The organism is Promicromonospora sp. NPDC060204, from assembly GCF_042728455.1.
Taxonomy (GTDB): Bacteria; Actinomycetota; Actinomycetes; order Actinomycetales; family Cellulomonadaceae; genus Promicromonospora.
In genome coordinates this window covers 1-13,129 of record NZ_JBHWZO010000172.1, presented here as the reverse complement: position 1 = coordinate 13,129, position 13,129 = coordinate 1, and the positions used below count along the sequence as shown (strand labels likewise).

At 74.2% G+C, this 13,129-nt stretch carries 12 protein-coding genes; 8 read left to right on the top strand and 4 right to left on the bottom strand.

What is annotated here, in order from left to right:
* Positions 1-62 precede the first annotated feature (62 nt).
* Positions 63-1,559 (bottom strand): adenylosuccinate lyase, encoded by a 1,497-nt coding sequence (purB, locus tag ACFWEJ_RS19840; RefSeq protein ID WP_377230918.1) that lies wholly within the window; start codon positions 1,557-1,559, stop codon positions 63-65.
* Positions 1,560-1,830: 271 nt separating this feature from the next.
* Between purB and ACFWEJ_RS19835 the strand changes: the two genes are divergently transcribed.
* Positions 1,831-2,076, top strand: coding sequence for a hypothetical protein (locus ACFWEJ_RS19835; protein WP_377230917.1), 246 nt, complete (start codon positions 1,831-1,833; stop codon positions 2,074-2,076).
* Positions 2,073-3,656 (top strand): hypothetical protein, encoded by a 1,584-nt coding sequence (locus ACFWEJ_RS19830; RefSeq protein ID WP_377230916.1) that lies wholly within the window; start codon positions 2,073-2,075, stop codon positions 3,654-3,656. Before ACFWEJ_RS19835 ends, ACFWEJ_RS19830 begins: the two co-directional genes overlap by 4 nt.
* A gap of 35 nt (positions 3,657-3,691) precedes the next feature.
* Here ACFWEJ_RS19830 and ACFWEJ_RS19825 read toward each other — a convergent pair whose 3' ends face one another.
* Positions 3,692-4,099: a phage holin family protein gene (locus ACFWEJ_RS19825; protein WP_377230915.1), complete on the bottom strand. Its 408-nt coding sequence runs from the start codon at positions 4,097-4,099 to the stop codon at positions 3,692-3,694.
* A gap of 14 nt (positions 4,100-4,113) precedes the next feature.
* Here ACFWEJ_RS19825 and hisC point away from each other — a divergent pair, with 14 nt between their 5' ends.
* Entirely contained in the window at positions 4,114-5,202 is a 1,089-nt protein-coding gene (hisC, locus tag ACFWEJ_RS19820; RefSeq protein WP_377230914.1) for a histidinol-phosphate transaminase, read from the top strand.
* A gap of 45 nt (positions 5,203-5,247) precedes the next feature.
* Here the strand turns inward: hisC and ACFWEJ_RS19815 are convergent, their stop codons facing one another.
* Positions 5,248-6,147, bottom strand: a complete 900-nt coding sequence (locus ACFWEJ_RS19815) for a helix-turn-helix transcriptional regulator (protein WP_377230913.1) — start codon at positions 6,145-6,147, stop codon at positions 5,248-5,250.
* A gap of 102 nt (positions 6,148-6,249) precedes the next feature.
* Here ACFWEJ_RS19815 and ACFWEJ_RS19810 point away from each other — a divergent pair, with 102 nt between their 5' ends.
* Positions 6,250-7,806 (top strand): MFS transporter, encoded by a 1,557-nt coding sequence (locus ACFWEJ_RS19810; RefSeq protein ID WP_377230912.1) that lies wholly within the window; start codon positions 6,250-6,252, stop codon positions 7,804-7,806.
* A gap of 79 nt (positions 7,807-7,885) precedes the next feature.
* On the opposite strand, the gene ACFWEJ_RS19805 is transcribed toward ACFWEJ_RS19810, so the two are convergent.
* Positions 7,886-8,896 (bottom strand): acetylxylan esterase, encoded by a 1,011-nt coding sequence (locus ACFWEJ_RS19805; protein WP_377230911.1) that lies wholly within the window; start codon positions 8,894-8,896, stop codon positions 7,886-7,888.
* 303 nt (positions 8,897-9,199) lie between these two features.
* Here ACFWEJ_RS19805 and pdhA point away from each other — a divergent pair, with 303 nt between their 5' ends.
* The 4 genes from pdhA to ACFWEJ_RS19785 form a co-directional block, all read left to right on the top strand.
* Complete coding sequence (gene pdhA / locus ACFWEJ_RS19800; protein ID WP_377230910.1) at positions 9,200-10,369, top strand: pyruvate dehydrogenase (acetyl-transferring) E1 component subunit alpha; 1,170 nt, start codon at positions 9,200-9,202, stop codon at positions 10,367-10,369.
* A 5-nt stretch (positions 10,370-10,374) separates the two neighbouring features.
* Positions 10,375-11,406 carry an alpha-ketoacid dehydrogenase subunit beta gene (locus ACFWEJ_RS19795; protein ID WP_377230909.1) on the top strand — a complete coding sequence of 344 codons (1,032 nt, stop codon included), beginning with the start codon at positions 10,375-10,377 and terminating at the stop codon, positions 11,404-11,406.
* A gap of 24 nt (positions 11,407-11,430) precedes the next feature.
* Positions 11,431-12,885: a dihydrolipoamide acetyltransferase family protein gene (locus ACFWEJ_RS19790; RefSeq protein WP_377230908.1), complete on the top strand. Its 1,455-nt coding sequence runs from the start codon at positions 11,431-11,433 to the stop codon at positions 12,883-12,885.
* Between the two features lie 49 nt (positions 12,886-12,934).
* Positions 12,935-13,129: sugar phosphate nucleotidyltransferase (locus ACFWEJ_RS19785; protein ID WP_377230907.1), on the top strand; the 195-nt coding region annotated here is incomplete at its 3' end.

Sequence of the window (13,129 nt, the reverse complement as noted above, 5' to 3'; positions counted from 1 at the left end):
GGTTGCGCGGGAGGCAGGACCTCGCGCGCAACCGGACCGGGCGTTCCTGGTCCTGGGACCGGTCAGTCCAGGTAGTCCTTGACGAGCTGCTCCGCCAGGCCGGTGTAGGTGGCGGGGGTCAGCTCCGCGAGGCGAGCCGCGACGTCGTCGGGCAGCCCGAGCCCGGCGACGAACTCGCGCATGCGCGCGCCGTCCACCCGCTGGCCCCGCGTGAGGTCCTTGAGGCGCTCGTACGGGTTCTCCATGCCGGGCACACCCGCGACGGACGCCGCGCGCATCGCGGACTGGACGGGCTCGCCCAGCACCTCCCAGTTGGCGTCGAGGTCCTCGCGCAGCAGGGTCTCGTTCACGGCGAGCCGGTCCAGGCCGCGCGACACGTTGTCGATCGCGAGCAGGCCGTGCCCGAAGGCCGGGCCGATGTTCCGCTGTGTCGTGGAGTCGGTGAGATCGCGCTGCAGGCGGCTGGTGACGAGCGTCGCCGACAGGGTGTCCAGGAGCGCGCACGAGATCTCGAGGTTGGCCTCGGCGTTCTCGAACCGGATGGGGTTCACCTTGTGCGGCATCGTGGACGAACCCGTGGCGCCCGCGACCGGGATCTGCGTGAAGAACCCGAGCGAGATGTAAGTCCACACGTCCGTCGCGAGGTTGTGCAGGATCCGGTTGAAGCGGGCGACGTCGGAGTAGACCTCGGCCTGCCAGTCGTGCGACTCGATCTGCGTGGTCAGCGGGTTCCAGTCCAGCCCGAGGCCCTCGACGAACGCCTTCGACACCGCCGGCCAGTCGGCCGAGGGGACGGCGACCGTGTGCGCGCCGTAGGTGCCGGTGGCGCCGTTCAGCTTGCCCAGGAACTCGGCGCCCTCGACGCGCCGGAGCTGACGCCGCAGGCGGTGCGCCAGCACGGCGAGCTCCTTGCCCAGGGTCGACGGCGTCGCGGGCTGGCCGTGCGTGCGGCTGAGCAGGGGGGCGGCGGCGTGCTCACGCGCCATGCCCGCGAGCTGGTCGACGACGGCGGTCGCGGCCGGCAGCCAGACCTCGCGCACCGCGCCGCGCACCATCAGGGCGTACGACAGGTTGTTGATGTCCTCGCTGGTGCAGGCGAAGTGCACCAGCTCGCTGGCGGCGGGCAGGCTCGTCTCGCCCAGCGCCTCGGGCGCCGCGGCGATCCGCCGCTTGATGAAGTACTCGACTGCCTTGACGTCGTGCACCGTCTCGCGCTCGATCTCGGCCAGCTCGGCGATCTCGTCCGCGCCGAACGTCGCGGGGATCGCGCGCAGGTACTCGATCTCGTCCTGCGTCAGCGTGGGCGCACCCGGCACGACCGGCGCGTCGACGCCCGGGGCGCCGTTGCACAGCGTGATGAGCCACTCCACCTCGACGTGGATGCGCTCGCGGTTCAGCGCGGCCTCGCTCAGGTGGTCCACGAGCGGGGCCACAGCCTTGCGGTACCGGCCGTCCAGCGGGCCGAGCGCGATGGCCGGGCTCACCTCCGCGAGGGCGACGCGGGTGACGGGGCCGGCGGAGTCGGCAGGGCTGGCAGCAGGGGCGGTGGTCTCAGGCACGTGCTCCATTCTCCCACGGGCCGCTCTTCCCGCGGCCTCGTCGTCCACAACACCGGCGCGCTGCGGGGGCACGTCTCGGTCGCGAGGCCGCGCAACCGACCCTCCCGACGGCGTTCGGCGGGCGCGAGCCCGACCACAGGGGGCAGTTCGGGCCGGCCGTGCACAGGCACTCCGCCCCGCCCGACGCCGCCCCACGGGCCCGGCCTACTGTCGCCGCAAGACGTGACCGGCCGACCAGGGGAGTGCGAGCGCCGATGAACAGAGCCCGTCCATGAACGGCAGTGACCCGTCGTGCGCCGCGCCGGCGGGGGAGGACGCGCGGCTGGCGCTCGCGCGGGCCGCGGACCTCGTGGACGGTGCGGCCGCAGGGATCCGGGCGGCCGGTGAGGTCGAGTGGCGGGCGCTCGCGGCCGAGCTGTACCGGGCGGCGGTCGCCGACGCGGCGCGCGCCCTGGCCCGGGACCGCGTGCTGCTGGACGGGGCGGTGCGGCTGGCGTACGGCGGGTGGGCCCGGTGAGTGGCGACCCGCGGCCGCCCCGGGGCGCCGACCGGCTCCTGCCGGGGGACACCGTGACGGTGTACGGCGGCGGGGGCGCGTCGGCCGTCGGGACGGCGTCCGTGCGGCGGGCCGCGGCACTGCTGGCCCGCGCCGCGGACGACCTGCGCGCGGCCGCCCGGTGCTGCCTGGGGGTGAGCCGCGACCTCGTGCCGGGATCGGTCCTGGGCGAGGCCGGGCGGACGGGCGCGGCGTGGCCCGGCGCCGCCGGAGCCTGGCCGGCCGCCGCCGGCGGGGTGCCCGCCGCCCTCGGGCCCACGGCGCTGGCGTTGGACGAGGCGGCGCGGGACGCGGCGGGACGCCTGGCGGAGCGGGCCGACCGGTGCGACCTGCTGGGCTGGCGGCTGCTCCGCGCGGCGGGCCTGTACGAGGAGGCGGAGTCGACCGCGCACCGCCTGGTCGGAGCGCTCGTCACGGCGGGTGCGTTCGGCACCGGGGCGGCGTTCGGCAGCCTGGGCTGGGCGGCCCTCGTGGGCGCCGGCGCCGCGGGCGGGGCGGAGGTCGCGGTACGCCTGGCCGGCGGGGCGGCCACCCGGGGTCTCTCGACCGCGGTCACGGGGTGGGCCGCAGCGGGCGTGACCCGTGGTCTGGCGCCCTGGTCGGACGAGGCGTTCGCGGGCCTGGGCGGTGGTGTCGCGCTCACCAGGCCGGGACTCGCCGGGGGCCGTCCGGGCGTCGCCGGCGGGGCCGGCGTGCTCGCGCACGTGGCGCGCGAGGTGCCGGTGCTCGGCAACGACGACACCGGGCTGCGGCTCACGCGGCTCGGACCCGAGGACTTCGCGCACGGCGCCGTCCCGGCGTGGTCCACGAGCGGTGCGCGGTCGGTGCAGGAGGCCCTGGCCAGGATCGACGACCTCTACCCGGGCCCCGGCGGCGCGCCCACGGCCACGATCGCGGTCCAGCGCGTCACGGCGGCGGACGGCGCGGTGTCCTGGACGGTGCTGGTACCCGGCACCCAGTCCGCGCTCCCCGCGGACCACCCGTGGGACGGGCTGACCGACCTGGAGCTGGTCGCGGGCGAGCTCGACGGCGCCACGGCAGCGATCGAAGGGGCGCTGGCGGACTCCGGCGTCGGACCCGACGAACCCGTCACCCTCGTGGGGCACAGCCTCGGCGGGATCGCAGCCACCGCACTGGTGTCGCGGGCGGGTTTCGCCGAGCGGTACCGGGTGGGCGGGCTGGTCACCGCCGGTGCGCCGACCGGCCTGCTGGCCACGCCGCCCGGTGTCCCTGTCCTGCACCTGGAGACCCCGGAGGAGCTGGTCTCGCACACCGACGGCCGGTCCGCCGCACAGAACCCGCGCACGCACGACCGCCTCACGGTGGTCCGGTCGCTGCGGGACTCGGCCGCGCAGGCCGACCGGGCGGCGTCGGGCAGCCTGCCACAGGCACATGCGGTCGCCGCGCACGTGCGCACCCTGGACCTCGCCGTCGCGTCCGGCGACCCCCGGGTGACCGCGACGGTCGGCCGGATCGGCGCGCGGCTCGCCGGCCCGACGGCGAGCACCGTGTTCTACCGGGCAGAAAGAGTCGGTTCGTGACCTGCGCCCGCGATCAGGTCAGTCCGAGGCCCGGATCAGTCCGAGATCCGCTTGGGCAGCAGGGCCAGCAGGATGGTCTGCACCACCGAGATCACGATGGCCGCCAGCACGTACCACCAGAAGCCGCCGTTCACCTCGAGACCCCAGTTGGGCGTGTCCGAGAACCAGGACTGGTTCGTGATGGACGTGGTGATCCACAGCATCAGCGCGTTGATGAGCACCGACACCAGGCCGAGCGTCAGGATGTAGAGGGGGAGCGAGATCAGCTGGACGATCGGCTTCACGATCATGTGGACCAGGCCGTAGACGATGGCGACCACGATCACGGCGAGAGTCGTGCCGAGGGTGGTGCCGTCGCTCACGACGTCCATGTGGGAACCGAGGATCAGGGCCGACAGGCCGATCGCGAGTGCGGTGATGAGGATGCTGGCCACGAGCTTCATCCGGTCATCGTGGCATGCTGACCCCCGTGGAAGATGCATTCGTACCGCTCCGCGCGGCCGTGTCGGCCCTCCCCGCCTACGTTCCCGGCGCCCGTGTCGCCGCCGGCGCCCAGGCCTGGAAGCTGTCGTCCAACGAGAACCCGTATCCGCCGCTGCCGTCCGTGCTGGACGCCATCGCGCGGGGCGCGGCCGAGGTGAACCGCTACCCGGACATGTACGCCGGTGAGCTCGTCGAGGCGCTCGCGGCCCACACGGGTGTTGCGCCGGAGAACGTCGTGGTCGGCAACGGCTCGGTCGCCGTGCTCGCGCACGTGCTGCAGGCCGTCGTCGAGCACGGGGACGAGGTCGTGTTCCCGTGGCGGTCCTTCGAGGCGTACCCGATCGCGGTCGCCGTGGCGGGCGGCAAGGCGGTCACCGTCCCGGTCCAGGAGGACACCGGCCGGCTCGACCTGCCCGCGATGGCGGCCGCCGTCACGCCCGCCACCCGCGTGGTCCTGGTCTGCACGCCGAACAACCCGACCGGCCCCGCGGTGCACGCCGACGAGCTCGAGACCTTCCTCGCGGCCGTGCCGCGGGACGTGCTCGTCGTCGTGGACGAGGCCTACCTGGAGTTCGTCCGCGACCCCCGGGTGGCCGACGGCGTCGATCTGCTGCGCCGGCACCCGAACGTGGTGCTGCTGCGCACCCTGTCCAAGGCCTACGGGCTGGCGGGTCTCCGCGTCGGTTACGCCGTCGCCGAGCCCCGGCTCGCCGCGGGCATCCGCGCGGTTTCCACGCCGTTCGGCGTCTCGCACATCGCGCAGGTCGCCGCGCTGGCGTCGCTGGCCCCCGCCGCGCAGGGCGAGCTGCTGGAGCGCGTGGACGCGCTGGTCACCGAGCGCGCGCGCGTCACGGACGCACTCCGCGAGCAGGGCTGGCAGCTCCCGGACACGCAGGCGAACTTCGTCTGGTTCGGGCTCGGCGAGTCGACCACGCAGCGCGCGGCCGAGGCGAGCGCCGGCGGCGTCCTGGTGCGCCCGTTCGCGGGCGACGGGCTCCGCGTGACCATCGGCGAGACCGAGGCGAACGACGCCTTCCTGCGGATCGCGGCGACCTGGCGCTGACGGACGTCGCTGACGGACGTAGCTGACGGACGACGCTGAGCCGGCTCAGCCGATCAGCGCGTCCGCCAGCACCCCGTCCCGGGCGGTCCAGGCGGGCGCGGCGCCCACCAGGGAGTCGAGCCGCTCCAGCCGGCGGGCCGAGTCGGCGTCCGCAGGGGTGAGCACGATGATGCGCTCGCCGCGCTCGCGGTCGAGCCACAGACCCTGGAAGACGGTATCGAGCCTGCCCACCCGGGAGGACAGGTAGCGGCGCAGCTGTCCGGCCCGGTCGCCCCGCACCTCGTGCTCGTCCCAGTACCGGACGAACTCGGGCGAGTGCTCACGCAGGCCACCCAGCAGCCCGCTCCACCTCGGGTGCTGCCGGAACTCGGCCTCCCGCGCGCGCAGCCGGCCGGCGAGGTCGCGGAGCACCACCTCGGGCTCCACGAGGCTGTCGCGCCACTCGTCGTTCATGAACAGGAGCCAGGCGCAGTTCCGGTCGCCGGGCTCGACCGAGTCCAGGTCGCCCCACAGGAACCGGTAGGTGCGGTTGGCCGCGACCAGGTCGTACGTCGCGGTCTGGATGGCGGCGGGAAAGGGCAGCAGCTGCTCCAGCAGCGCGATGTGCTCCGGGCGCACCTCCATGAGCGGGTTCGGCGCGTCCGCCCCGGTGTCGGCGGCCCGGCCGGCCAGGATCATGAGGTGTCGCCGCTCCTCGGGACGCAGACGCAGCGTCCGCGCGACCGCGTCGAGCACCTGGTCCGACGGGTTGGGTGCCCGCCCCTGCTCGAGCCACGTGTACCAGGTGACGCCCACGCCGGCGAGCTGCGCCACCTCCTCGCGGCGCAGTCCAGGGGTCCGACGCCGGCCGGCCTGCGGCAGCCCGACGTCGGCCGGGGTCACGCGGCCGCGGCGCTCCCGCAGGAACGCCCCGAGCGCCTTGTGGTCCGGTGCGGTACTCGTCACCGGACCAGTGTCACCCCGCAGGGCGTCGGCAACCAGGTGGTATCAGTACCCGTATGAACAGGCTCCTGGTACCAGGATGCCGAACGGCGCAGGGTCGTGGTCATGACGACATCCCTCCCCGCGGCGGTCGATCCCGGCGCGCTGCCGGCCCACCCAGGAGTCCCGGCCCGGCCGATCCCCGCCGCGGCACCGGCACTCCCCGCCGCCGCGTCCGCGCTGACCGCGCCGGCCCTGACCGCGGGCGGCCTCGCCGTCCTGCTGCTCGCCTTCCTGCCCGTGAACTTCACGTTCGGCGCGGTGAACCTGCTGGTGCCCGCGATCGCGGCGGACCTGGGCGCCGGTCCGTCCGGTGGGGCGCTCGTGCTGTCCGCCTACACCACCACCTTCGCCGCCGGGCTGGTGGTCTCCGGGCGGCTGGGTGACCGCTACGGCCGCCGCAGGCTGCTGCGGACCGGGCTGATCGCCTTCGGGGTGCTGGCCGTCCTGACCGCACTCGCCCAGGACGTGGTCTCCCTCGTGGCCCTGCGCGCGGCCCTCGGCCTGGCCGCCGGGCTGTTCACGCCCCAGGTGCTGACGAGCATCCAGGCCACGGCGCCCGACCGGCTCCGCACGCGCGGGATCATCCTGTTCACGGCGGCCGGCGCGATCGCCTCGATCGCCGGCCAGGTGGTGGCGGGCGCGACCACCGTCGTGCTGCCGGAGCACCTGGCCTGGCGAGCGGTCCAGGTGATCACCGGTCTCATCGCCCTGCTGGCGCTACCCGGCCTGCGCGCCGTCCCGGAGTCCCGGTCGCCCGCGCCGCTCGGGCTCGATCTGCGGGGCGCGGCGCTGCTCGGAGGCGGCCTGGTGGCGCTGGTCGTACCGCTGACCCTCGGTCCGTCTGCGGGGTGGCCGGCCTGGTCGATCGGCCTGCTGGCCGTCGCGGCGGTCACCCTGACCGCCTTCGGCCTCGCGCAGCGCGCCACGGAACGACGGGGCGGGCTGCCGGTGGCGCCGCCGAGCGTGCTGCGGGTCCCGGTGGTGTGGATCGGCCTGACCATGACGATGCTGTTCTTCGTCACCTATGGCGCGTTCCTCTACGAGGTCTCGGAGTACTCGCAGACCGTCTGGGGTGCCGACGGCTGGGACGTGGCGATGCTGACCCTCGGCTTCGGCGGCGGGTTCCTCGTCGCCGCGCTGCTGCTGCCGGGCGTCCTGCGCCGGGTGGGGCCGCGGATCATGGTCTACGCCGCCTCCGGTCAGGCGACGGCGCTGCTCGCGATCGCGCTGGTCATCGGGCTCGACGACGGCCGGAGTGCCCCGCTGGCGCTGCAGCCGCTGCTCGTCGGTCTCGGTGCCGCACAGGCATTCATGTACGGGCCCGCGCTGCAGACGGTGCTCTCGCGGACCCCGGTCTGGGCGGCCGGCGTCGCGGGCGGGCTGCTGACCACACTGCAGCAGCTCGGGATCGGGCTGGGCGTGGCACTGCTGGGCGGGCTCTTCCACGCCGTGGCCGGCCTGGCGGGCGGGGTCGACGGCGGGACGGCAGCGGCCGACGCGACCGGGACGGGGTCGGGTCTGACCGTCGGCCTGGTCGCCGCCGTGGCCGTCCAGGCCGGGTGCGCCGTCGTGTTCGCGCTCCTGGCGCACCGCGTCGCGCGACACAGCGCCGCCGCCTGACCCGGCGCGGGCCCCGGCGCAGGACCCCGGCGCGGGGCCCGGACCAGGCCCGGCGCGAGGCCCGGCCGGCGCCCCCGCGTCAGCCCGCCAGGCAGCGCGCGATGTGCGCTCTGGTCGCCAATGCCGCCCGGGCGTCGACCTCCTGGTCGCCGGGGTAGTCGGCGTGCCCCGCCGGCAGGGCCTCCAGCTCCAGCGTGGGGCACGCCGGTCCGCCTGCCCGGGTCGCGGCGGCCGCCGCCACGGCGTTCGCGACGGCGAACTGCCCGGGCGGCGGCACCGCCGCGTCCCACAGCGCGCACTCGCAGCGCACGGGGACGCGGAGGTACCCGGCCGCCGTCGACGTGTCGAAGTAGCGCAGCACGTCCCGCGCCTCGGGGTGCTCCGCGACGTACCGGCGCACGGCCTCACCGCTGCCGGTGCACTCCAGGCCGAGCCGCACGTCGTACTGCCCGAAGCTCGGCACCACGAAGGTCGCGCCCACGAACCGGCGGTCCCAGGGCACGGCCAGCACCCCGATCGCGCCGAAGCTCGCGCCCGCGTAGTAGAGCGGCAGGTCCCCGGCGATCTCGACGAGGGCGTCGGCCGCGTGCCACAGGTCGACGGCGCAGCGGCCCAGCGCGTAGGTCTCCACCGAGCCGATGCCGTGCACCACGTGCTCGGCGGCGTTGTCCGGGGCGCCCGCACCGACGTTGAGCGCCCCGAGACCGCGCGCCACGGGGAAGACGACGGCGGCGTCGTCGGGCACCCGGGCGAAGTCGGGCGCGTCCCGGCCGCCGTACCCGTGGCCGTGCACCACGCCGACCCGGGCCGCGCCGTCGGACGGGAGGGCGAGCCAGCCCCGCAGCCGCAGCCCGCCCGCGCCCGTGTGCTCCAGCTCGTAGAGGTCGTGCGCGCCCTGCCGGCCGAGCGACGTCAGCCGCGGCTCGGGGCGTACCGCGCGTGAGGCCGTGAACCAGCCCTGCCACAGCTCGGCGAAGCCGGCGGGCGCGGGGGCGGGCTCGACGGCGAGCAGCGCGTCCAGGTCGTAGCCGTAGGTGCCGTCGATCGGCGCGTCGGGAAACCAGGCGTCGTACGGCTCGGGCAGCGGCATCGGACCAGTATCGGCGCCGGTCCTGCCGAGACGCGGACGCCGCGCGGAGGGCGACGCAGCCCCGCCGCCGAGACCCGGTCGCAGCCTTGGTGGGTTCCGACAAACGGTCCGGGGAGAGATTGGGGGAGATCGCGGCAGACCTACCTACGGAGCCGTAGCCTACGCTTGCGTAGGCTACGAGAGCGTAGGTTGCGGATCGGCCAAATTTCCGGCTGGACCCGTGCCAGGATGGAAAGGTCCCCGGAACGGACCGGGCGTCTCCGCATGTGCGGGCGCTCGCGTCCGCAGGTGAAGGAGGAAAGTGTGACTACCACCAACGGCTCCAACGAGGCGATCCCGACGTTGCAGCTACTCGATCCCCAAGGGAACCGCGTCACGACGCGCGGGACCAAGGGCTATCGCGACCGCGCCGCGACGCTGACCACGGAAGACCTCCGTGGCATGTACCGCGACATGGTCCTGACTCGTCGTTTCGACGACGAGGCGACCTCGCTCCAGCGGCAGGGCGAGCTCGCCCTGTTCGCGCCTGCTCGTGGCCAGGAGGCCGCGCAGGTCGGCAGCGCCTACGCACTGCGGCCGCAGGACTACGTCTTCCCGTCCTACCGGGAGCACGGTGTGCTGCACGTTCGCGGGCTGGACCCTGTCGACCGGCTGCGGTTCTTCCGCGGTTCGGACCACGGTGGGTGGAACCCCACCGAGCACAACACGGCCGTCTACACCATCGTGATCGGCGCGCACACGCTGCACGCCGCCGGCTACGCGATGGGCGTCCAGCGGGACGACACCCCGCTCGACAAGAACGACGGCACCGCGGTGATCACGTACTTCGGTGACGGCGCCACCTCGCAGGGCGACGTCAACGAGTCCATGGTCTTCGCGGCCGTGAACAACGCCCCGGTCGTCTTCTTCCTGCAGAACAACCAGTGGGCGATCTCCGAGCCCACGACCCGGCAGACCAAGGGCCCGCTCTACAAGCGCGGCGAGGCGTTCGGCATGCCGAGCCTGCGCGTCGACGGCAACGACGTGCTCGCCGTGTACGCGGCGACGCAGGAGGCGCTCGAGCGCGCCCGCCTGGGCGAGGGCCCGAGCTTCATCGAGGCGTTCACCTACCGCATGGGCGCGCACACGACGTCCGACGACCCGACCCGGTACCGCACCTCCGAGCAGGAGGAGCAGTGGCGGCGTCGCGACCCGATCGACCGGCTCGGCGCCCTGCTGCGCTCCGAGGGCGGGCTCGACGACGAGTTCGAGGCCGAGATCAAGGCCGCGGGGGACGAGCTGGGCGCGAAGCTGCGCACCGGCGTCCGCGCCCTCGACGGCGGCCCGGCCGTCTCCAGCACCTTCGACGACGTGTACGCCACGCCGCACGGCGTCGTCGCCGCAGAACGGGCCTGGTACGAGGCCTACGACGCCGGTGACCCGCCGGCCCCCCAGTACGCGATCGCGGAGTCGGCCCAGGGAGGCGCACGATGACAACCATGGCGGAACGAACGCACACCACCGGCGGCGCCGCGGAGCAGGCGTCGGGCACCCAGACGCTGTCGCTCGGCAAGGCGATCAACGAGGGCCTGCGCGCCGCGATGCGGCGCGACGACAAGGTCATGCTCATGGGCGAGGACATCGGCCCCCTGGGCGGTGTCTTCCGCGTGACCGACGGCCTGCAGGCGGAGTTCGGCGAGCGGCGGGTCGTGGACACCCCGCTGGCGGAGTCCGGCATCGTCGGCACCGCCATCGGCCTGGCCATGCGCGGCTACCGGCCCGTCTGCGAGATCCAGTTCGACGGGTTCGTCTTCCCGGCGTTCAACCAGATCACCACGCAGCTCTCCAAGATCCACAACCGGACGCGCGGCGCGGTGCAGATGCCCGTCGTCATCCGCATCCCCTACGGCGGCGGCATCGGCGGCGTCGAGCACCACGGCGAGAGCCCGGAGGCGCTGTTCGCGCACACCGCCGGACTGCGCGTGGTCTCGCCGAGCACCCCGCAGGACGCGTACACGATGATCCAGGAGGCCATCGCCTCCCCGGACCCCGTGATCTACTTCGAGCCGAAGAGCCGCTACTGGGGCAAGGGTGCGGTCGACCTCGACGCCCCGCTGGGCGCCGACACGCTCAACGCCGCGCAGGTGGTCCGCCAGGGCACCGACGTCACGCTCGTCGCCTACGGGCCGTCCGTCGTGACCGCGCTCAAGACCGCCGACGCGCTCGCGGAGGAGGGCCGGTCCGCCGAGGTGATCGACCTGCGCGCCATCTCGCCGATCGACACCGCGGCCGTGGTCGCGAGCGTGCGCAAGACGGGGCGCTGCGTCGTGATCCACGAGGCCCCCGTGTTCTTCGGCGCCGGCGCCGAGATCGCGGCCCGGGTCACGGAGGAGTGCTTCTACGCGCTGGAGGCGCCCGTGCTCCGCGTGGGCGGCTTCCACACCCCGTACCCCGTGGCCAAGCACGAGCACGAGTACCTGCCCAGCGTGGACCGTGTGCTCGACGCCGTCGACCGTGCCTTCGCGCACTGACCCAGGAGTGAACCGAGAGTGAGCTTGAACATCCAGAGGTTCCCGCTCCCCGACGTCGGCGAGGGCCTCACCGAGGCCGAGATCGTCGAGTGGCAGGTCGCCGTGGGCGACACCGTCGAGATCAACCAGACGATCGTCGAGATCGAGACGGCGAAGTCGCTCGTCGACCTGCCGTCGCCCTGGAACGGGACCGTCTCCGCACTCCTCGTCGAGTCGGGCACCACCGTCGACGTCGGCACGCCGATCATCGAGATCACGGTGTCCGACGGCGCCGGCGCGCCCGCCCCCGCGTCGAACGGCACCTCGTCCGAGGCACCCGCGGCGGCTGCCGCGGGCGCCGAGGAGGAGAGCTCCGGGTCCGTGCTCGTCGGCTACGGCACCGCCGAGGCCAAGGCGAGCGGACGGCGTCGCCGGCACCAGGTGGCGGCGGCCGCCACGACGGCGGCTCCGGTCGCGGCCGTGACCGCCCCGCCTGCCCCGGCTCCGGCTCCCGCCCCCGTGGCGGCCCCGCCGGCTCCGGCGCCCGCCCCGGTGGCGGCCCCGCCGTCGGAAACCGGGACGACGACGGCCGCACGCGCCCGCGTGCTCGCCAAGCCGCCCGTCCGCAAGCTCGCCAAGGACCTGGGCGTGGACCTGGCGGGCGTGCACGCGTCGGGTCCGGGCGGCATCGTGACGCGCGAGGACGTGGTCGGCCACGCCGAGCGCTCCTCGGTGCAGAAGCTGACCAGCTACCCGGACGACGAACCGTGGCTCGCCCAGGGCGTCGTCTCACCGGACGGGCGTCAGACGCGCGTCCCGGTGCGGTCCGTGCGCAAGCGCACGGCCGAGGCCATGGTGGCCAGCGCCTTCACCGCGCCGCACGTGACGGTGCTGCACACCGTCGACGTCAGCAAGACGATGAAGCTCGTGGCCCAGCTCAAGGAGGACCGCGACTTCACGGACGTCAAGGTGACGCCCCTGCTCGTGGCCGCCAAGGCGGTGCTGCTCGCCGTGAAGCGGCACCCGCAGATCAACGCCTCGTGGGACGACGCGGCCCAGGAGATCGTCTACAAGCACTACGTGAACCTGGGCATCGCCGCGGCCACCCCGCGGGGGCTCGTGGTGCCGAACATCAAGGACGCGCACACGCTCGACCTGCTCGGCATCGCCAAGGCGCTCGCAGGGTTGACGGCGACCGCGCGGGCCGGACGCACCTCGGTCACGGACATGTCCGACGGCACCATCACCATCACCAACCTGGGTGTCTTCGGCATCGACACGGGTACGCCGATCCTCAACCCGGGGGAGTCGGGCATCCTCGCCTTCGGCGCGATCCGCAAGCAGCCGTGGGTGCACAAGGGCAAGGTGAAGCCGCGCTGGGTGACCACGCTGAGCTTCAGCTTCGACCACCGGCTGGCCGACGGCGAGCTGGGCGCCCGGTTCCTGTCCGACGTCGCGCGGGTGCTCGAGGACCCCTCGCACGGCCTCGTCTGGAGCTGACCCGCACCACCTATAACGTGTCAGACCCCCAGGTCACCCGGGTGACCTGATGAAGGAAGGCAAGCCCATCTACGGCTATGTCGCCGAGGGCTACTGGGAGGACGTCGGCACCCACGAGAGCTATGTGAAGGCCCAGGCCGACGTCCTGGAGGGCAAGGTCGACGTCGAACTCGACGGATTCGAGATCTCGCCCGGCGTCTGGGTCGCCGAGGGCGCCGACGTCCACCCCGACGCGGTGCTGCGC